Below are 19,246 nucleotides of genomic sequence, written 5' to 3'. Positions count from 1 at the left end.
TTGGCGAAACGCCGTATATCTTCCAGTTCGGCGAGTAAAGACAAAGCCGTTATCATGCCTATGCCCGGGACGGAACGCAGCAGTCCGTAGTCGGTGGCATATCTGTCTGAACGGGAAAGCACCCTCAGTTTTCGTGTCGCTTCCAGAAGAAGCCTGCGCTGTGACTCTACGGAATCCAGCAAAAGGGAAAGGCCCGCACTCCCTTCCTCCGTATCCATGCGGATGCCGTTACGCAGCCAGTTCATGAAGGCGCGTGACCAGTGGGTGCCGCTGTGCCTGAATTCTTCAGGATAGCCAATCCCATAATAATACAGGAATGCCTTGATGCGCTGTTTCATTCTTGCCAGGTCACGGACAAGGGCGTCACGGCTGCGCAAAAGGGTACGGACCTCCAACGTCTCCCTGCAAGGGACATGGATGGCGGTCAGCTCATTGCTACGCAGAGACCTGGCTATTTTCCTGCTGTCCACCGCATCCGTCTTCTGAAGACGTTCCTTCTGGCTGGTGGAGACATCCGCCGGATTAACCACTATATTCTGTATTCCCATTGCAACCAGTTTATAATGTGCCCAGAAGCCACTGAAACCGGCTTCATAGGCTGACAGATAGTTTCCGTTGGGAAAATGAGAGTGAAGATAAGAGGACAGGGCTTCCGGACTCGGGGGCTGAACGAATGTCTTGTGGTGGAGATGCCCGCTCAGGATACTTACTGTCCAACTTACTGTCCAACTCTTCAAATGCACATCAATTCCTACGTAAATATTTTGTCCTTCAAAATTTAATGTGTTACTTTGTTTACGCATAAAGTCATAGGTTTTATTAAGTTATTTCTTTCATTTACAAATTTAATAATTCTCTTGGCTTTATGCTATTTTGCTAGCACATTACAAACATAGGAACTAAATGGCATATGAAGATGATTGCCTATACTCATCTCATATGCCATTTTTATTGGATTCTCACTTATGTTGTATAAATCCTGTTTTATACTTCTTGCGGCATTAATTTGTGCATTTTGTCGCTTGTCACATTTGTCAAGCTGGATTTGTGCCTGTACACTTTATGTCTACCGGTTGCTTTTCCAAGCCAAACCCTAACATCAGCTTAGTCCGACCATCCAATCTCCATGACTACCTTGTTTGTAAGATTATTAATCTTCATGCCGGAAGATTATTAATCTTCACGCTGTAAGATTAATAATCTTACAAGCAAGGCAGCTATATTGCGGAGAGAACAAAGCTTGATTGTCATGCCGGACGTGTAAGCCGGCGTAATTGAAGAAGCGGATTGACAATCCGGTGTGACACAGGCAACAGAAGTAATACCGACTGTGTGTATTCCATTAAAATGCACAATTCCACACTGTTCAAAATATAAGCTTTGTAATTCTGCATTTCTAGGAATAGCCAGAGTTAAATGCATAGCAACCGGCATACTCCCAAACATCGATCGAGTAGGAGGTAAACACTAATCATAGGTGTTTATCTCCTATTTTCATGTTTACCGACCTCTCACACCACCGTACGTGCCGTTCGGCATACGGCGGTTCCTATTTTGGGTACCATTCGAGATACGAGCCCATTAAGGTAGGATATCCTGCCTTTCGTAGGCTCTCCTTATTTATCGCCACCTTCAATATAGGACTGTCAGCAATACGCCAATAACCTTTGCGGGTGTTACCCCATTCCCATGCCTTGTATTTTTCAATACCACATTTAATGAGGTTTGCTACCTTGGTCTTGGGTTTCTTCCAAGATTTCCATATACACATACGTATTCTCCGTCTTAACCACTCATCTATATCAAGAAGAAAACGTTTCATATCGGCAAGATGATAGTATCCAATCCATCCACGTATGTATTCTTTCAGCTTCTGCTTCCTCTTAGCGTATCCCCATCCGTTGTTACGATTCGTCAGTTCTTTGAGTCTTGATTTCATCTTGGATTTGGACTTCGGATGTACTGTGAGGCGGCATTTGCCTTTCATTACATAAAAGGAGTAACCGAGATACTTAACTCCTTGGACATACGACACTACAGTCTTTTCCTTGTTGACTTTGAGATATAAAGTTCCCTCTATATATCGGGTTATGGACTCCTTGACTCTTCTTGCCGCCCTTTTGGACTTGCAGAATATCATCGAGTCATCGGCATAGCGGACAAAAGGAAGCCCTCTGCGTTCGAGTTCCTTGTCCAACTCATTAAGCATAATATTACTCAACAAAGGACTTAGTGGTCCTCCTTGGGGAGTTCCTTCCTCGCTCGCTTCGAACAGACCTTTGTTCATTACACCGCTTCGGAGATATTTGTGTATTAGACTGACAACTCTGCCGTCTTTAATAGTACGGCTGAGGATTTCTATGAGTTTGCTATGATTCACGGTATCGAAGAAGCGCTCGAGGTCAAGGTCTACTACATATATGTAGCCTGCATTGATTATTTCTTGCGCCCCTCGCAGTGCGTCATGACAACCTCTTCTTGGACGGAAGCCGTAGCTTCTCCTCGAGAATTGGCACTCATAGATAGGGGTCAGAACCTGGTTAATGGCTTGTTGCACCATACGGTCTACCACGGTGGGGATTCCTAAAAGGCGCATCTTGCCATTGTCCTTGGGGATTTCTACCCTTCTGACGGGGTTCGGACGGTAAGAACCGTCCATCAAGGAAAGGATGAGCGCATCTTTATTGGCTAATAGCCACGAGAACAATTGTTCACATGACATCTTGTCGATACCGCCACAGCCCTTGTTACCAATCACTGCCTTATAGGCTCGATTAAGATTGGCAGGACTCAGGATTTGCTCGAAAAGGTGTTCCTTGTCGAATGGTACTTCCACGATGTTGTCTTCACACATCCACATGAAAGTCTGCACTCCCCCATACCATTCGGTTTCCGACCTGTCTCTTTGAGGGCAGCCATTAACTTTAGATAATGTTTTCTGCATTCGTTCTCTCATTAGGTATGTTTCAATTACTATCGTTTAATTATTAGGTTCAGTCCTTCACAAACTCATCGACACGTTTGCTACTATGACATCTGCTGACTTCTCACGACAAGCTTTACTCCGCTGATTTCGATTTTTTTCACTATTATCATGCGTCCGTGAGACCTCCTCGGATAAGGGTATTAACTTTCCATCTTATGTCTGCTTCATTTACATTGACTGTTCCGAATAGCTATAGGGCTTTGATTTGTGATGCAACCTTACCCACAGTCTTATGCCTTATATGAAGTTTCTGTCCGTCAGACCAGATGTTTGCCGCAAGCTTCTTTCAGATTCCAACTCGCGATGGACACCCTTGCTTTGGGCTGTATGATTCCCGCTATTAGGGCTCATTAGGGACTTGCACCCGTTAGCTAATACTCATGCCGAGCAATCGGGTAGGAGGTAAATGCTAATCATAGAAAGGCATTTGCCTCCTACTTTCACATTTACCGACCTCCCACACCACCGTACAAGCGGTTCCGCATACGGCGGTTTCGCGCTTTCTCATCTCACGATGTGTGGCAAGTTGTTTTCAGCCATCCCTCGGACTAGCGTCACTCCTACTCTATTGTCGGATTCCGTCCTATCGTGGTGAGTAGGGAAGCTCCTTTCGGACATCTGACTACAAAAGAGTCTCAAGGGTAGCAGTCATTTACTATTGCACTGCGCGATTCGGTCCTTCCCCATAGACACACGTGTCTTAGGTACTATAACCTCTGCTGACTTCTCACGGCAAGCTTTACTCCGTCAGGGCACATCGAATGGGTACGTCTTCGCCATGCGTCCGTGAGACCTCCTCGGATAAGGGCATTGTCTTTCCATCTTATGCCTACTTCATTTACACCGACCGTTCCGAATAGCTATCGGGCTTTGGTTTGTGTAGAAACCTTACCCACGGTCAAATGCCTTGTATGAAGTTTCTGTTCGTTAGACCAGATGTTTGCCGCCGGCTTCCTTCAGATTCCACCTCGCGATGGACACCCTTGCCTTGGGCTATGTGATTCCCGCTATTAGGGCTCACTCGGGACTTACACCCGTTAGACAATGCTCATGCCGAGCGTACTACAACAGAAAAAAGACCGCTTCTCCCGAAGCAGTCTTTTTAATATCCAATTGAATTTGTTAGGGTTAGTATAAGCATTTGTAAATGCTAAGTGTGGTGCAAAGATACAACTTTATTTGATTACTTGATAAAAACTTTCCCAATTATTATTGAATTCCATCATAGAATGGAAAAGAAAGTTAGCTCCTTCTTGTGTCAATACTTCGTCAGGTAAGGGGCCGGTATTTACCGCTACTGTAAAAATGCCTGCCGCTACTCCTGCTTTTACTCCCAATGGGGCATTCTCTACCACGATGGCTTCGTTTGCTTTTACCCCTGCTTTCTGGAGTCCCATAAGGTAAGGCTCCGGATTGGGTTTTCCGTATTTGACATCAAAAGCCGTTACCATTAATTCAGGTCTGAAAATATCCGGAAAGTTTTTATTGAGCCGTTCCAATAATGATTTTTGACCTGAACCGGTGACAATGACCGGTGTTAATCCTTCTCCTTTTATTTTTTGTAATAATTCGTATGCGCCCGGCATACGTTCTGCTTGGGGTAACGAATTGAAAATTTCGGATTTGGTTTCGTAGATGTTTTCAATTTCTTCATCCGTCGCTTCTTTCTTCCGCTGGCGGGCGCTTATGATGTTGATAGTATCTGCTCCCGTACGCCCTTCGTGCAAATAAGCCTCTTCAGGAGACATTTGCAGGTTGTAACGTTTCATCGCTTCGTGCCACGCTGCCGCATGGTTTTTCATGGAGTCGAACAATACGCCGTCCATGTCGAATAATACAGCTTTCAAGTCGAGTGACCCGAAGCGATGTGCTTGCAGATAAGTCCGAATTGCTTCTTCAAACATAGGCTACTTGTTCAAACGGGCTTGGATAGCTTTCGATTCTGCTTCGTATCCCGGTTTGTTCAGCAAGGCGAACATGTTTTTCTTGTAAGCTTCTACACCTGGCTGGTTGAACGGATTGACTTCCAGCAAATAGCCGCTGATACCGCATGCTTTTTCAAAGAAATAAATCAGCTCGCCCAGATAGAATTCATTCAGCATCGGAACGCTGACGCGCATATTGGGCACTCCTCCGTCTACATGGGCCAATTGAGTACCTAATTCTGCCATCTTATTGACTTCATCAATGCGTTTTCCGGCAAGGAAGTTCAGACCGTCCAAATTTTCTGCATCGGTAGGAACTTTCAATTCATGGTTAGGTGTCTCGACAGATACTACGGTTTCATAAATGGTACGTTCGCCTTCCTGAATCCACTGTCCCATTGAGTGTAAGTCTGTAGAGAAGTCTACCGAGCTTGGATAAATGCCTTTGTGGTCTTTTCCTTCCGATTCGCCGAACAATTGTTTCCACCATTCCATGAAATAGTGCAGTTTAGGCTGGAAGTTGACGAGGATTTCAATTTTCTTTCCATTCTGGTACAGTTCATTGCGAGTTGCCGCATATAAGGCAGAAGGATTTTCCATCAGGTTCTCGCTGGCACATACCTTTTCCATTTCGCGTGCTCCGTTTACCAGCTGTTCGATATCGAATCCTGCCACGGCAATGGGCAACAGACCTACCGGAGTCAATACAGAGAAACGTCCGCCTACATTGTCAGGAATGATAAACGACTTGTATCCTTCTTTGTCGGCAGTAGTGCGGGCTGCACCTTTCTTGGCATCGGTTACAGCTACGATAACTTTGCGTGCCATTTCTTTACCGCGTTGTCTTTCGCATTGCTCTTTCAACAAACGGAATGCGAGGGCGGTTTCTGTTGTTGTTCCTGATTTGGATATGTTGATGATACCAAACTTTTTATCTTGCAAGTAAGTGGTCAACTCGTACAGATAGTCTTCGCCGATGTTATGTCCTGCGAATAAAATAACAGGCTGGCCTGCTTTTTTCTCTTTCAGCCATGCAAAACTGTCAGACATCGCTTCGATAACGGCACGGGCACCCAAGTAGCTTCCTCCAATGCCGGCAACAACTACTACTTCACAATTTTCACGTAATACTTGAGCTGTAGCTTTTAAATCGTCCAAGTGTTCTTGAGTGATAGAAGAAGGCAGGTGCAGCCATCCCAGGAAATCGTTTCCAAGGCCGGTGCCTTTTTCCAGAGTTTCCATACAAGCTTTTACTTTGGGTTCGTAAGAAGCTAATTTTTCTTTAGAAATGAATCCTAAAGTCTTTTCGATGTTAAGTTTGATATTTTCCATAATAGTATATGTATTTTATCTGAATGAATCAGTCAGTAATTTTATCTCAATCATGGGAGAAATGCGTTCGTACAGGATGTTGTAGACAGCATCTACTATCGGCATATTCACATGCAGGTGCTTGTTCAGTTCTTTGATGCATTTTGTGCCGTAATAGCCCTCTGCTATCATTTCCATTTCGATTTGTGCACTTTTCACCGAGTATCCTTTGCCTATCATGGTACCGAACACACGGTTACGGCTGAAGTTGGAATAAGAGGTAACGAGCAAATCGCCTAAATAAGCCGAGTCGTTGGTGCATCGGTCTACCGGATGTACCGTGTCTAAGAAACGGTTCATCTCTTGCAGGGCATTCGAGACCAATACAGCCTGGAAATTATCTCCATACTTCAGACCGCTGCAGATACCTGCCGCTATGGCGTATACGTTTTTCAACACCGAAGCATATTCGATTCCTGCCACATCCGTATTTACGGAAGTCTTGATATATTGTCCGCTCAGTTGGCGGGCGAACATTTTGGCTTTTTCGATGTCTTTACATCCCACGGTAAGGTAAGAAAGACGCTCCAGAGCTACTTCTTCCGCGTGGCAAGGACCTGCCAGTACGGCGATGTTTTCTTCGGGCACATCATACATCTTGTGAAAATAATCGGATATGATCATGTTTTCATCGGGTACGATACCCTTGATGGCTGTTACGATGAACTTGTCCTTTAGCTTCGTTTTCAGCTTTTTCAGGTGTGCTTTCAAGTAAGGTGAAGGAGTGACGAATATCAGCGTATCCGATTCTCTCACTACTTTGTTTATATCCGATGAAAAGTTAATGCATTTGATGTTGAAGCGCACACTGGTCAGGTAAGCCGGATTATGCCCCAACCGCTTGAAGTCCTCGATGCGGTCGTCTCGGCGCATATACCAGTTTATCGTACCGGCTTGGGCAAGGACAATCTTTGCGATAGCCGTTGCCCAGCTTCCTCCACCCATGATTGCTATTTTCCCGGGTAATTTCATGTTTGTTTTTTACTTACATGATTTTACTTATCCATGCTGCGATTTCGTCAACACTTGGATTAGCCAGTCCCAATTTATATTTCTTGTTTACTCCGCAGATGTCCATTTGCAGCTTTTGCGGATTAACTTCTTTCATGTCTGATACCAAATTATATCCTGCTTTTTGGATAAGCGGGACCCATTCTTCAGGAATGCCTAAAGCAGTAAATTTTTCAGTTTTATCTTTAGGGGTCACCTTTTCGGGACGCATCTGCGGGAAGAACAATACTTCCTGAATAAAAGTCTTGCCCGTCATAAGCATAACCAGACGGTCGATGCCGATTCCGATACCGCTTGTAGGAGGCATACCGTATTGCAGGGCACGCAAGAAGTCCTGGTCAATAATCATCGCTTCATCATCGCCTTTGTCGGCTAAGCGCATCTGTTCCTTGAAACGTTCTTCCTGGTCTATCGGGTCATTCAGTTCCGAGTATGCATTAGCCAGCTCTTTTCCGTTCACCATCAGTTCGAAACGTTCGGTCAGTCCGGGTTTCGAGCGGTGCATCTTGGTAAGGGGCGACATCTCTACGGGATAATCGGTGATGAACGTGGGTTGTATAAAGGTGCCTTCGCAGAACTCGCCGAAGATTTCATCAATCAGCTTGCCCTTGCCCATGGTGTCGTCGATTTCCATGTTCAGCTTTTGGCACACTTCGCGGATTTGTGCCTCGTCCATGCCAGTCAGGTCATAGCCGGTCTTTTCTTTGATAGCTTCCAGGATAGGCAAGCGGCGGTAAGGCGCCTTGAAGCTGATGATGTTTCCGTCAATTTCACGTTCGGGCTTTCCGTTTACGGCGATGCAGACGGTTTCCAACAGCTTTTCGGTGAATGCCATCATCCAGTTGTAATCCTTATACTGTACGTACAGTTCCATACAAGTGAACTCCGGATTATGATTGCGGTCCATGCCTTCGTTGCGGAAGTTCTTGCCGATTTCGTATACACCTTCGAATCCGCCCACGATGAGCCGCTTCAGATAAAGTTCGGTCGCGATACGCAGGTACATGTCGGTATCAAGAGCGTTGAAGTGGGTAATGAAGGGCTTGGCACTTGCACCGCCTGCAATGTTCTGCAAGGTAGGGGTCTCTACCTCCGTATAGCCGGCTTCGTCCAGTACGCGGCGGATGGTACGTATCACCGTAGCGCGTTGCAGGAAGATGTCTTTCACTCCGTCATTTACTATCAAGTCCACGTAGCGTTGGCGATAGCGCAGTTCGGGGTCTTCGAACTTGTCATACGCCACGCCATCCTTGTATTTTACAATGGGAAGCGGGCGGAGCGATTTCGCCAGCACGGTCAGCTTCTGCGCATGGATGGATATTTCTCCCATCTGAGTTCGGAATACAAAACCTTCAATGCCGATGAAGTCGCCTAAGTCGAGCAAGCGTTTAAATACCACATTATATAAATCTTTGTTTTCATCCGGACAGATGTCATCACGGGTGATATATACTTGGATACGTCCTTTCGAGTCTTGTAGTTCGATGAAAGAAGCTTTCCCCATTACACGACGTGACATCATGCGTCCTGCAACTGATACTTTGCGCGGTTCTGCCTCATCATCCTTGAATTCGGCTTTTATATCGGTTGAAAATGCATTAGTTACATACTCGGCAGCAGGGTACGGTTCGATGCCCATCGCTTTCATCTCATTCAGACTGTTACGCCTGATAATCTCCTGTTCACTTAGTTCTAATACGTTCATTTGTCAGTACATTAACTCAATTTCGCTACAAAAATAAAAAATATTTTGCAATCTATCCCTATGTTCACCATTTCTTTTTATGAATTCCATCTTAAGCTGGCAGCTTCTAACTTCTTTTGCCTCTTGGAAAATGCTTTCGTTAGTACCCTATCGGCAAGACATCGAAGCCCATTTATTAAAATTTTACTCATTTTGTTGGGTAATGCCGATTAATTCGTTACCTTTGGGGATGTTTCTAACGATATGAAAAGCATTATGAAAGTCATTATTCTGCAAACCGATATTTGTTGGGCAAATCCAGCAACGAATCAAAAGCATATTGAAAAGATGATGGAGGCGCATACGGGAGCCGACCTTTATGTGCTGCCCGAAATGTTTTCGACCGGTTTTTGTACGCAGCCTGAGGGAGTGGCAGAGACGGAATGCGAATCACTTCGATGGATGGAGCAACAAGCAAGGAAACGCGAATGCGCTATTGCCGGAAGCATAGCAACCGAAGAAGACGGTAAATATTACAATCGTTTTTATTTTGTATACCCTGATGGGCAGGTATGCTGGTACGACAAAAAGCATTTGTTCACATACGGGGGCGAAGATAAGCATTATACGCCTGGCAATAAACGTGTGATTGTTCCGTTTCGGGGCGTACGCTTCCTGTTGGAAGTCTGCTATGACCTGCGTTTTCCTGTCTGGTCGCGCAATCGGGGCGATTACGATGCCATCCTTTATGTGGCAAGCTGGCCGACACCACGCGTGGAAGCATGGAAAATGTTGCTCCGTGCCCGTGCCATTGAGAATCAGTGCTATGTAATAGCCGTGAACCGTGTGGGTAAGGACCCTACATGTGAATATTGTGGGGGAAGTGCTGTAATAGACCCTTACGGACACACACTAGCTGCCTGCAAGGACGAGTGTGAGGAAGGAACTGAAGCCATCGTGGATATGGACAGTTTGGAAGTTTTCCGCAAAAAGTTTCCCGTACTGGACGATGCCGACGGATTTTCTTTGTCTTTTTCCACTACAGATTATTAATTGATTAAAATGAAAAAATTCATCACGAAAACACGAAATCCAGTTAATGATTAATGTCAATGTGTGGATAACTAATCACAGAGAATAGCCTCATTGCTGTTATCATTTTTTATTATTACATTTTGGATTCATGTTATTCGATGGTGAACCAATAAACACATTTATGGAAAATAGCGAAAAATTTTTATTATTGGGTGACCAGGCAATAGCTTTGGGAGCCATCCATGCAGGGATTTCAGGGGTATATGCCTATCCGGGAACTCCCTCAACCGAGATTACGGAATACATACAAGATTCGTCTCTGGCAAAAGCCAGAGGATTACACAGTACCTGGTGTACTAACGAGAAGACTGCAATGGAAGCGGCTTTAGGAGTTTCGTATGTGGGCAAGCGTGCATTGGTATGCATGAAACACGTGGGCATGAACGTATGTGCCGATGCTTTTGTTAATTCTGCCATCACGGGAGTGAACGGCGGTATCGTAGTTGTAGCGGCAGACGATCCTTCAATGCACTCATCGCAGAACGAACAAGACTCTCGTTTTTATGGCAAGTTTGCAATGGTACCTGTCTTAGAACCTTCATCGCAACAAGAGGCATACGATATGATGGCATATGCCTACGAACTTTCGGAACGGGAAAAACTTCCTGTACTGATGCGTATTGTAACTCGTTTGGCACACTCACGTGCAGCGGTGCAAGTGAAAAGTTCATTTCTTGATGTGACTTGTACGGGAAGGGAATCAGTACCTTCCGATTGGGTATTGCTGCCAGGTAATGCTCGCCGGCGCTATCTGGAAGTAATTGCCGCCCAACCCCAACTGCTTCAGTTAGCGGAAACTTCTCCTTTCAATAAAACCGTATCACGCGAAGGAAAGGCTGAACGGGGCATTGTAGCATGCGGCATCGGTTATAACTATGTGATGGAAAATTATCCCGAAGGATGTCCGTTCCCGATGGTAAAGGTATCGCAATACCCGCTCCCGATGAAACAGATAGCCGACCTGGCAGAGTCGTGTAAGGAAATACTAGTGGTGGAAGACGGCCAGCCTTTTGTAGAAGAACAATTGAAAGGTTTGCTTCCTTCTCCCTACGTAGTGAAAGGACGTCTGAGCGGAGACTTGCCACGCACCGGAGAATTAACCCCTGATAGTGTGAAGATAGCATTAGGCATTGCCAGCATAGAGGTGTATGCTCCTGCGCAACATTTAGTACCGCGTCCACCTGCCTTGTGTGTTGGATGCGGCCATCGTGACGTATATGATGCATTAAACCGTGTGGCTGCCGAATATCCAGGTGCGAAAATCTTTGGTGACATCGGATGCTATACGCTGGGAGCGCTTCCTCCGTTCCGTGCATTAAATAGTTGCGTGGATATGGGTGCGTCCATCACAATGGCGAAAGGTGCGGCAGATGCCGGACAATTCCCTGCCATTGCGATTATCGGAGACTCTACATTTACTCATTCAGGAATGACCGGTCTGTTAGATGCAGTGAACGACAAAGCAAACATCACCGTAGTGATTTCGGATAATCTTACCACAGCCATGACCGGCGGACAGGACTCGGCAGGCACCAACAAATTTGAAGCCATCTGCCTGGGGCTGGGCGTAGAGCCAGAGCACGTACGCGTGGTAGTTCCTCTGCCTAAGAATATGGATGAAATTACCCGCATCATCCGCGAAGAAATCGAGTATCGGGGTGTATCGGTTATTATTCCGCGACGTGAGTGCATACAGACATTAAACCGTAAGTTGAAAAAGAAAAGAGCAGAAAAGAAATGAAAACAGACATTATACTTTCAGGAGTTGGTGGACAAGGTATCTTGTCCATTGCTACCATCATTGGAGAAGCCGCCACCCGTATGGGGTTGGCATTAAAACAAGCCGAAGTACACGGGATGAGTCAGCGTGGGGGCGATGTGCAGTCGAACCTCCGTCTCTCGGACAAACCTATTGCGTCCGATCTTATCCCTTTAGGAACAGCAGATATGATTCTTTCGCTTGAGCCGATGGAAGCGTTGCGTTATCTACCTTTTTTGGCTAAAGACGGATGGATTATTACTTCGTCTGCTCCGTTCAAGAACATCTCTAACTATCCAGATGAGCAAGCCTTGACAGATGAACTGAAAGCACAGCCCCACGTAGTGTCACTCGATGTGGAACAATTGGCGAAAGAAAACCAAATGCCAAAGTCTGCAAATGTAATTTTACTGGGAGCTGCATCGGCATTCCTCAAGATTCTCGACCCTGCCACGTTACGCGAAAGCGTGGGACGGATATTCGCCTCGAAAGGAGAAGAAGTCGTGCAAATGAATTACCGTGCTTTCGACATCGGTCACAACTATGTGAAAAAGCTTGGATTTGTGAAGGAATAATAATGCAGGTCCATACTGATTTTCGCAGATTATTGCGATTCATTTATATTACTGTTTCAAGTGTCCATCGTCAATTGAAATAATCGATTAATCTGCGAAAATCAATATTTTCAAATTGTAAATTATTATATATATTATATGAGCAGTATATTTAATAAGGAATTGGTTGCAGAAGTGGCACGCGAGTTGAAAGTCGCCGACTTGCAAAATGCCACTATCGGCGATGTGTTGCTTGTAGCATCCCGTTTAGAAGAACTGACGGGCATTCCGTTTATCCGTATGGATCAAGGTTCTCCCGGACTCCCGGCAAACAAGGTAGGTATTGAGGCTGAGAAGAAAGCTCTTGATGCGGGATTGGGAGCACAATATCCTGCAGCAGCCGGTGTTCCCGAACTGAAGGAAGCAGCATCCCGTTTCGTAAAAGCATTTATTGATATTGATATCTCTCCTCGCGCATGCATACCTACTACAGGCTCGGTAGCAGCATCATTTGGAGCATTCATTGCTTGTACCCAGCGTATTCCAGGTAAAGATAAAGTGCTTTTCATCGACCCTGGTTTCCCTATCCAGAAGTCGCAACTCCGCATACTGGGCGTAAAATGGGAATATTTTGACATCCACGATTTTCGGGGAAATCCGCTTCGGACCAAACTGGAGAGTTATCTAGAGAAAGGAGATATAGCGGCGATAGTTTATTCTAATCCGAATAACCCTGCATGGATATGTCTGGAGGAAGAGGAATTGAAAATCATCGGCGAACTTGCCACCCGCTATGATGCTGTGGTAATGGAGGACCAGGCTTATTTCTGTATGGATTTCCGCCACCCGTATGGTCATCCGTACCAAGCTCCGTTCGTGCCTACCGTGGCACGCTATACCGACAATTACATCCTGATGCTTTCTGCCTCGAAAATATTCAGCTATGCCGGTCAGCGTATAGCCTTGGCTTGCATATCCGACAAGCTTTTCGACCGTCAGTATCCAGCGTTGGCAGAGCGGTATGAAAACTTGGGAGTATTTGGTCCCACTTTAATCGCTTCCATTCTTTATATGATTACTTCGGGATGTACTGCTACTACCCAATACGGAATGGCAGAGATGCTTAACCGCTCGGTTTCGGGTGAAATCAATTTCGTAGAAGATGTACGCGAATACGAGCGTCGTGCCCGTCGGATGAAGCAGATATTCACAGAAAACGGTTTTACCATTGTGTACGATAGAGATGTGACCCAACAAGTGGGCGACGGTTTTTTCTTCACATTAGGTTATCCGGGTATGACTGGAGGAGAACTTCTTTTAGAATTGATGTATTACGGAGTGAGTAGCATTTCACTCTCTACTACCGGAAGCGAGCAGCAAGGTGTTCGTGCTTGTACCTCGCGGATGTGCGAAGAACTTTATCCGGTGTTGGAAGAACGGATGAAAGCGTTTCATGAGGACCATAACATAATGAATAATAAACAATGAAAATTGTAATTGATAGCAATGAGCCATGCTCAGCCTTAAATTATTAACCATTAATTATTAACAGATTAAATGATTTGGAATCCCAATAAAGAATGTATGCCTCGCGAACAGTTACGTGAGCTGCAAGGCAAACGGTTGCAAAAGCTTGTTGCCTACGTTTATCATAATGTGCCGTTCTATCGGCATAAGATGCAAGAAATGGATTTGATGCCTGAAGACATCAGGAGTATTGATGATATCGTGAAGCTTCCCTTCACCACTAAGCAAGACCTGCGTGACAACTATCCTTATGGACTGATGGCAGCACCGAAATCGGAAGTAGTGCGAGTACATGCCTCATCGGGAACAACTGGAAATCCAACCATCGTGGGCTACACACGCAAAGACCTTGCGATATGGTCGGAGGTGATGTCGCGTTGCCTTTCGGCATATGGCGTGACACGTGAAGATACTTTCTCTGTGAGTTATGGGTATGGATTATTTACAGGAGGTTTAGGAGCGCACTACGGAGTAGAAAACCTAGGTGCCACAGTAATACCAGCTTCGACTGGCAACACAGAAAAACACGTGCGACTTATTCGAGATTTAAAAATTACGGGCATTGCCTGTACCCCATCGTATGCTCTCTACCTAGCAGAAACAGTAGACAAGATGGGCATTAATAAAAATGATTTAAGCCTGCGTATCGGAGCATTCGGAGCTGAACCGTGGACAGAGCATATGCGGCAGGAAATACAGGAACGACTAGGGCTGAAAGGATATAACCTGTATGGCTTGAGCGAGATTATGGGACCGGGTGTGTCATGCGAGTGCGAGGCACAGCATGGATCGCATATCCACGAAGACCATTTTTATCCTGAAATCATTGACCCTGTTACCTTGGAGCCTCTCCCTATTGGAGAACAAGGTGAATTGGTATTCACCACACTTACCAAAGAGGGGATGCCTTTACTACGTTACCGCACCAAAGACCTTACTTCGCTGATGCCCGGCGAATGCGCTTGTGGGCGTACCAGCGTACGTATGACTCCCATTATGGGGCGGAGCGATGACATGCTGATTATCCGTGGTATCAATGTCTTTCCTTCACAAGTGGAAAGTGTGATATTGAGCATGAAGGAGTTCGAACCACGATATATGCTTGTAGTAGACCGGGTAAACAATCTCGACACCTTACAAGTACAGGTGGAAGTTCGACGTGATTACTTTAACGACGATATCGGCGGTATGCTAGCTTTGAGAAAACAGTTGGCAGACAAGTTGAAGAGTGTGCTTTCCATCAGTGCTGACGTGAAATTAATGGAACCAAACAGCATTCAACGCAGCCAGGGCAAATCACAACGTGTAATAGATAAACGGGTATTGGTGTAAAAATTTGTTCCAGATAGTTTTACAGGACATATTTAGAGTTTAGTCAACTTAAAATAAAAAACTTATGACAATTAAACAATTATCAGTCTTCTTAGAAAACAAAACCGGACGAATCAACGAAGTAGTACGTATCTTGGGGACGAACGGTATCAATATGCATGCTTTCAGTATGGCGGAGACAACAGATTTCGGCATTCTCCGCTTAATAGTGTCTGATGTAGACAAAGCAGTAGAAGTACTTCGCTCACATGATTTTGCCGTGATTTCCACAGATGTCGTTTGTTTAAGTTGTGTCAATGAACCAGGTGCATTGGCAGTCATTTTGGAATACCTGGCACAAGAACAGATTTTTATCGAGTACATGTATGCCTTCGCCCAAAACGACCGGGCGAACGTGGTCATCAAGCCTAACGACCTGAAGCATTGCCTGGAAGTGCTTCAAGCCCACCAATGCGATGTATTGACCTTTTGACAATTTATTCACTAATTTTCTGTTTTACAGTGATGACTTTTACATTCCACCATCTGTAGGAACAAGGTCTTGCCCACTTATACGTTATTCACGTTTATGCTTCCAAGCAGGCAACTCCTGTTCTTACAGAAGGTTGGTGAAAAGAGCCTTACAAACAAAAAATTGCTTTCAACCGGAAACTTGTATCCGATTTGTCAATTGCCTATTGTATAGAAATGCAATTCATTTTCCAGTTTGCGCACGCGCTCTTGCAGGTCTTCTATCCGCCGGAGCAGGTGTCGGATGGCATCAATGCCTTCGATGTTAATCGACAAGTCGTAATACAGATGGGTGTAACGCTCCAGTTCGCCCAATTGGGAAGCCGGGAAATAACCGGTATTTCCGATAATTTCTACATCTATCAGTCCGCCTTCGCCTAACATCAGTACGAAATCCGGCTCGATGTCGCACCGTTCGCAATAATCGTTTATGATAATCAAATCGTTTTGCATAATCTTTGAGTTTTTAAGTTGTTGAGTTTGAAACACAGATTTTCGTGGATTAACGCGGATTAAAACAAATGATTAAGAACAATAATCTGCGATAATCCGCATTAATCTGCGTTTCAATAAAAGCATCACGCTCCTTTTTGCAACTCCCGGAAGAGGTCTTTCTGATGTTCCGTGAGCGAAGTCGGGATAGTTATATGATACGTTACCAGCAGGTCGCCAAAACTGCCTTCTTGCTTGTAGACCGGAAAGCCTTTGCCCTTCAGGCGCACCATCGCGCCGTTTTGCGTGCCGGGACGCACCTTCAGTTTCACTTGCCCGTCGAGCGTGTTCACCGTGACCTCGCCGCCCAACACAGCCGTGTAAAGGTCGATGGTGACATCGGTATACAGGTCGTTGTCTTTCCGCTTGAATACAGGGTCATCGCCCACTACGAACGTGATGTACAAGTCGCCGTCCGGACCTCCGTTGGCACCTTTCCCGCCATGGCCTTTCAGCTTGATGACCTGCCCGTCCGCCACGCCTGCAGGCACCGTGATACGCAAGGTTTCTCCGCCCACGGTAAAAGTCTGCTTATGCGTCGCCGCCGCCTCACGCAACGTAAGGTGCAGCTCCGCTTCGATATCCTGCCCTCGGAAGGCTCCTCTTCCCCGCCGGCCACTTGTACCTCCACGGTGCCCGAACAGTTCTTCGAAGAAATCGGAGAAGCCTCCGGCATTTCCGCCAAATCCGCCGGTAAAATGCTGCCCGTCGGTAGAATACCAGTATTCCGTTCCGCCGGCGGCATCTCCCTGACGTGCCTGATAAGCCCTCTGCTGTGCTTCGAACTCATCGGCATGCTTCCAGTTCTCCCCGTAAGCGTCGTATTTCTTTCGCTTCTCGGGGTCGCTCAATACCTCGTTGGCCTCGTTTATCGCCTGAAACTTTTCCTTCGCGCTCGGGTCGTTCGGGTTCAGGTCCGGGTGATACTTGCGTGCCAGCTTACGGTATGCTTTCTTGATGTCGTCTTGAGTTGCCGTTTTGTCAACTCCCAAAATGCTGTAATAGTCTATGTAAGCCATATAGTCAGTTGTTTTTTTACGCGAAAAGGAACAAAATATATGCCAATGACATTATTTTAACTATCTTTGCACTAACCGACAATTTGTCACATCACATAAAAACCAAACTTATGCATATCCGAAACTATCTTATGGCGTTGCTCGGCGCCGGAAGCATGCTGGGCGTACAGGCATCGAACACCGAAGAAATTACCATCAAACTGCTGGAGACAAGCGACGTACATGGGGCTTATTTCCCCTACGACTTTATCAACCGGCGCCCACAGAAGGGCAGTCTGGCACGGATTTCCACCTTCGTGGACGCCCAGCGCAAGCAATACGGCGACAACGTACTGCTTTTCGATAACGGAGACATCCTGCAAGGACAGCCCGTAGCCTATTACTACAACTACATTGACACGACCTCGACCCACGTATGCGCCGCAATGCTCAACTACCTGAAATACGACGCAGGCAATATGGGGAACCACGACATCGAGACAGGACATGCTGTATACGACCGCTGGGCGAAGCAATGCCGCTTTCCGATGCTGGGCGCCAACATCATCGACCGGCACACGGGCGAGCCTTACTTCCCTCCATACCGCGTGTTCGAACGCAACGGCGTGCGCATCGCCGTGCTGGGGCTTATCACACCCGCCATCCCCTCGTGGCTGCCCGAAACGATGTGGAGCGGACTGCGCTTCGAGGATATGGAAACATGCGCGCGCCGATGGGCAGGCATTATCGCCGCCAAAGAGCATCCCGATGTACTGGTAGGGCTGTTTCATGCCGGACCGGAAGGGAACCTGCTGGATAATGTAGTAGAAAACGGCTCGGAAGCGGTGGCACGCAACGTGCCGGGCTTCGACATTGTATTCATGGGGCACGACCACCGCCGCCTGTGCAAGAAGATATGCAACGCGGAAGGCGACTCGGTATTGCTCATCAATCCTGCCAATGCCGCCCGCACCATAGCCGACGTAACCCTGAAAGTGACGCGCCAAGACGGCCGCATCCTGAAGAAAACGGTTGAAGGCAAGCTGAGCGATGTGTCCTCCCTTCCCGTCGACGAAGACTTCATGCAGGCGTTCGACCCGCAATACCAAGCCACGCTCGGTTTCGTGTCGCGCAAGATAGGAAGCATCCGGCAAACCATCTCCACGAAAGACGCCTATTTCGGCTCTTCGGCATTCATCGACCTGCTCCACCAGCTCCAGCTCGACATTACAGGAGCCGACATCTCGTTCTGCGCCCCGCTCTCGTTTGATGCTGAAATCAAGGCGGGCGACATCTACATGAGCGACATGTTCAACCTCTACAAGTACGAAAACCTGCTCTACACGATGCGCCTTACCGGACGCGAAATCAAAGGTTTCCTCGAGATGTCGTATGCCATTTGGACCAACCGGATGCAATCACCCGACGACCACCTGCTCCTGCTCAACGACAAAGACGAAGGCTTCGGCCGCCTGAAGAACCCAAGCTTCAACTTCGATTCGGCGGCAGGCATCCTTTACACGGTAGATGTCACCAAGCCCGAAGGCGAGAAAATCACCATCACGAGCTTAGCAGACGGCACACCGTTCGACCTTGACCGCACCTACACCGTAGCCGTCAACTCGTACCGAGGCAACGGAGGAGGTGACTTGCTGACCCGAGGGGCAGGCATCCCAAAAGAAGAACTCCCCCGGCGCATCGTCTTTTCTACCGACAAAGACCTGCGCTATTACCTGATGAAACGCATCGAAGAGGTCGGGACACTCGACCCGCATCCCTTGAACCACTGGCGTTTCATCCCCGATGAGTGGGCAAAACCTGCCGCCGAACGCGACAGGCAGCTGCTCTTCAACAAATGATTGACAACTATTAAAAATATATGTTGTTTTTTGCTCCAAGCCGTTTTGTTGGATACAAAAATAGCAATATGACCAAGCATACAGAAAATCATGGAATTGGTACACAAACTAATGAATATTTTCGTAGGAACAGATTATATAAA

The 19,246-nt window shown here is 46.5% G+C and carries 15 protein-coding genes; 7 read left to right on the top strand and 8 right to left on the bottom strand.

The features are described 5' to 3' along the window. From B5G04_RS18040 to lysS, 6 genes are all read right to left on the bottom strand, one after another. On the bottom strand, positions 1 to 803 hold an 803-nt coding region (locus B5G04_RS18040), incomplete at its 3' end, for a transposase (protein WP_087398248.1). A gap of 746 nt (positions 804 to 1,549) precedes the next feature. Beyond that, on the bottom strand, positions 1,550 to 2,956 hold the full coding sequence (gene ltrA / locus B5G04_RS18035) for a group II intron reverse transcriptase/maturase (protein ID WP_087398247.1): 1,407 nt from the start codon (positions 2,954 to 2,956) through the stop codon (positions 1,550 to 1,552). Positions 2,957 to 4,161: 1,205 nt separating this feature from the next. Continuing rightward, positions 4,162 to 4,890: an HAD-IA family hydrolase gene (locus tag B5G04_RS18030; RefSeq protein WP_022039884.1), complete on the bottom strand. Its 729-nt coding sequence runs from the start codon at positions 4,888 to 4,890 to the stop codon at positions 4,162 to 4,164. Between the two features lie 3 nt (positions 4,891 to 4,893). After that, positions 4,894 to 6,243 (bottom strand): glucose-6-phosphate isomerase, encoded by a 1,350-nt coding sequence (locus tag B5G04_RS18025; protein ID WP_013616263.1) that lies wholly within the window; start codon positions 6,241 to 6,243, stop codon positions 4,894 to 4,896. Positions 6,244 to 6,258: 15 nt separating this feature from the next. Further along, complete coding sequence (locus B5G04_RS18020) at positions 6,259 to 7,254, bottom strand: NAD(P)H-dependent glycerol-3-phosphate dehydrogenase (RefSeq protein WP_013616264.1); 996 nt, start codon at positions 7,252 to 7,254, stop codon at positions 6,259 to 6,261. A 13-nt stretch (positions 7,255 to 7,267) separates the two neighbouring features. After that, complete coding sequence (gene lysS, locus B5G04_RS18015; protein ID WP_087209518.1) at positions 7,268 to 8,998, bottom strand: lysine--tRNA ligase; 1,731 nt, start codon at positions 8,996 to 8,998, stop codon at positions 7,268 to 7,270. A gap of 255 nt (positions 8,999 to 9,253) precedes the next feature. On the opposite strand from lysS, the gene B5G04_RS18010 reads away from it, so the two are divergent. The 6 genes from B5G04_RS18010 (at position 9,254) to B5G04_RS17985 (ending at position 15,716) form a co-directional block, all read left to right on the top strand. After that, positions 9,254 to 10,030, top strand: a complete 777-nt coding sequence (locus B5G04_RS18010) for an amidohydrolase (protein ID WP_087246937.1) — start codon at positions 9,254 to 9,256, stop codon at positions 10,028 to 10,030. 163 nt (positions 10,031 to 10,193) lie between these two features. Then, positions 10,194 to 11,813: an indolepyruvate ferredoxin oxidoreductase subunit alpha gene (locus B5G04_RS18005; protein ID WP_087398246.1), complete on the top strand. Its 1,620-nt coding sequence runs from the start codon at positions 10,194 to 10,196 to the stop codon at positions 11,811 to 11,813. After that, a complete protein-coding gene (locus B5G04_RS18000; RefSeq protein ID WP_022039889.1) occupies positions 11,810 to 12,406 on the top strand; it encodes an indolepyruvate oxidoreductase subunit beta in 597 nt (198 codons plus the stop codon). The genes B5G04_RS18005 and B5G04_RS18000 overlap by 4 nt, the downstream gene beginning before the upstream one ends. A gap of 138 nt (positions 12,407 to 12,544) precedes the next feature. Then, a complete protein-coding gene (locus tag B5G04_RS17995) occupies positions 12,545 to 13,873 on the top strand; it encodes a pyridoxal phosphate-dependent aminotransferase (protein ID WP_087246933.1) in 1,329 nt (442 codons plus the stop codon). A 69-nt stretch (positions 13,874 to 13,942) separates the two neighbouring features. Next, the gene (locus B5G04_RS17990) at positions 13,943 to 15,244 is read left to right on the top strand and encodes a phenylacetate--CoA ligase (RefSeq protein WP_022039891.1); all 1,302 of its coding nucleotides are present in this window, start codon (positions 13,943 to 13,945) and stop codon (positions 15,242 to 15,244) included. A gap of 64 nt (positions 15,245 to 15,308) precedes the next feature. Continuing rightward, positions 15,309 to 15,716: an amino acid-binding ACT domain protein gene (locus B5G04_RS17985; protein ID WP_022039892.1), complete on the top strand. Its 408-nt coding sequence runs from the start codon at positions 15,309 to 15,311 to the stop codon at positions 15,714 to 15,716. A 194-nt stretch (positions 15,717 to 15,910) separates the two neighbouring features. Here B5G04_RS17985 and B5G04_RS17980 read toward each other — a convergent pair whose 3' ends face one another. Further along, entirely contained in the window at positions 15,911 to 16,207 is a 297-nt protein-coding gene (locus tag B5G04_RS17980) for a chaperone modulator CbpM (protein ID WP_022039893.1), read from the bottom strand. Between the two features lie 125 nt (positions 16,208 to 16,332). Beyond that, the gene (locus B5G04_RS17975) at positions 16,333 to 17,265 is read right to left on the bottom strand and encodes a J domain-containing protein (RefSeq protein WP_087398245.1); all 933 of its coding nucleotides are present in this window, start codon (positions 17,263 to 17,265) and stop codon (positions 16,333 to 16,335) included. A 131-nt stretch (positions 17,266 to 17,396) separates the two neighbouring features. Here B5G04_RS17975 and B5G04_RS17970 point away from each other — a divergent pair, with 131 nt between their 5' ends. Next, positions 17,397 to 19,103 (top strand): bifunctional metallophosphatase/5'-nucleotidase, encoded by a 1,707-nt coding sequence (locus B5G04_RS17970; RefSeq protein WP_239414151.1) that lies wholly within the window; start codon positions 17,397 to 17,399, stop codon positions 19,101 to 19,103. Positions 19,104 to 19,246: the final 143 nt, after the last annotated feature.

It is taken from the genome of Bacteroides sp. An51A (assembly GCF_002161565.1).
In the GTDB taxonomy this organism is placed as follows: Bacteria; Bacteroidota; Bacteroidia; order Bacteroidales; family Bacteroidaceae; genus Phocaeicola; species Phocaeicola intestinalis.
The sequence above is the reverse complement of the archived record's forward strand: the minus strand, read 5'-3'. Positions and strand labels throughout refer to the sequence as shown.

Coding starts and splice junctions, on each gene's coding strand:
- B5G04_RS17995 (WP_087246933.1), top strand. CDS start 12,545: ATGAGCAGTATATTTAATAAGGAATTGGTTGCAGAAGTGGCACGCGAG.
- ltrA (WP_087398247.1), bottom strand. CDS start 2,956: ATGAGAGAACGAATGCAGAAAACATTATCTAAAGTTAATGGCTGCCCT.
- B5G04_RS18025 (WP_013616263.1), bottom strand. CDS start 6,243: ATGGAAAATATCAAACTTAACATCGAAAAGACTTTAGGATTCATTTCT.
- B5G04_RS18010 (WP_087246937.1), top strand. CDS start 9,254: ATGAAAGTCATTATTCTGCAAACCGATATTTGTTGGGCAAATCCAGCA.
- lysS (WP_087209518.1), bottom strand. CDS start 8,998: ATGAACGTATTAGAACTAAGTGAACAGGAGATTATCAGGCGTAACAGT.
- B5G04_RS17970 (WP_239414151.1), top strand. CDS start 17,397: ATGGCGTTGCTCGGCGCCGGAAGCATGCTGGGCGTACAGGCATCGAAC.
- B5G04_RS18005 (WP_087398246.1), top strand. CDS start 10,194: ATGGAAAATAGCGAAAAATTTTTATTATTGGGTGACCAGGCAATAGCT.
- B5G04_RS18000 (WP_022039889.1), top strand. CDS start 11,810: ATGAAAACAGACATTATACTTTCAGGAGTTGGTGGACAAGGTATCTTG.
- B5G04_RS17990 (WP_022039891.1), top strand. CDS start 13,943: ATGATTTGGAATCCCAATAAAGAATGTATGCCTCGCGAACAGTTACGT.
- B5G04_RS17985 (WP_022039892.1), top strand. CDS start 15,309: ATGACAATTAAACAATTATCAGTCTTCTTAGAAAACAAAACCGGACGA.
- B5G04_RS17980 (WP_022039893.1), bottom strand. CDS start 16,207: ATGCAAAACGATTTGATTATCATAAACGATTATTGCGAACGGTGCGAC.
- B5G04_RS17975 (WP_087398245.1), bottom strand. CDS start 17,265: ATGGCTTACATAGACTATTACAGCATTTTGGGAGTTGACAAAACGGCA.
- B5G04_RS18020 (WP_013616264.1), bottom strand. CDS start 7,254: ATGAAATTACCCGGGAAAATAGCAATCATGGGTGGAGGAAGCTGGGCA.
- B5G04_RS18030 (WP_022039884.1), bottom strand. CDS start 4,890: ATGTTTGAAGAAGCAATTCGGACTTATCTGCAAGCACATCGCTTCGGG.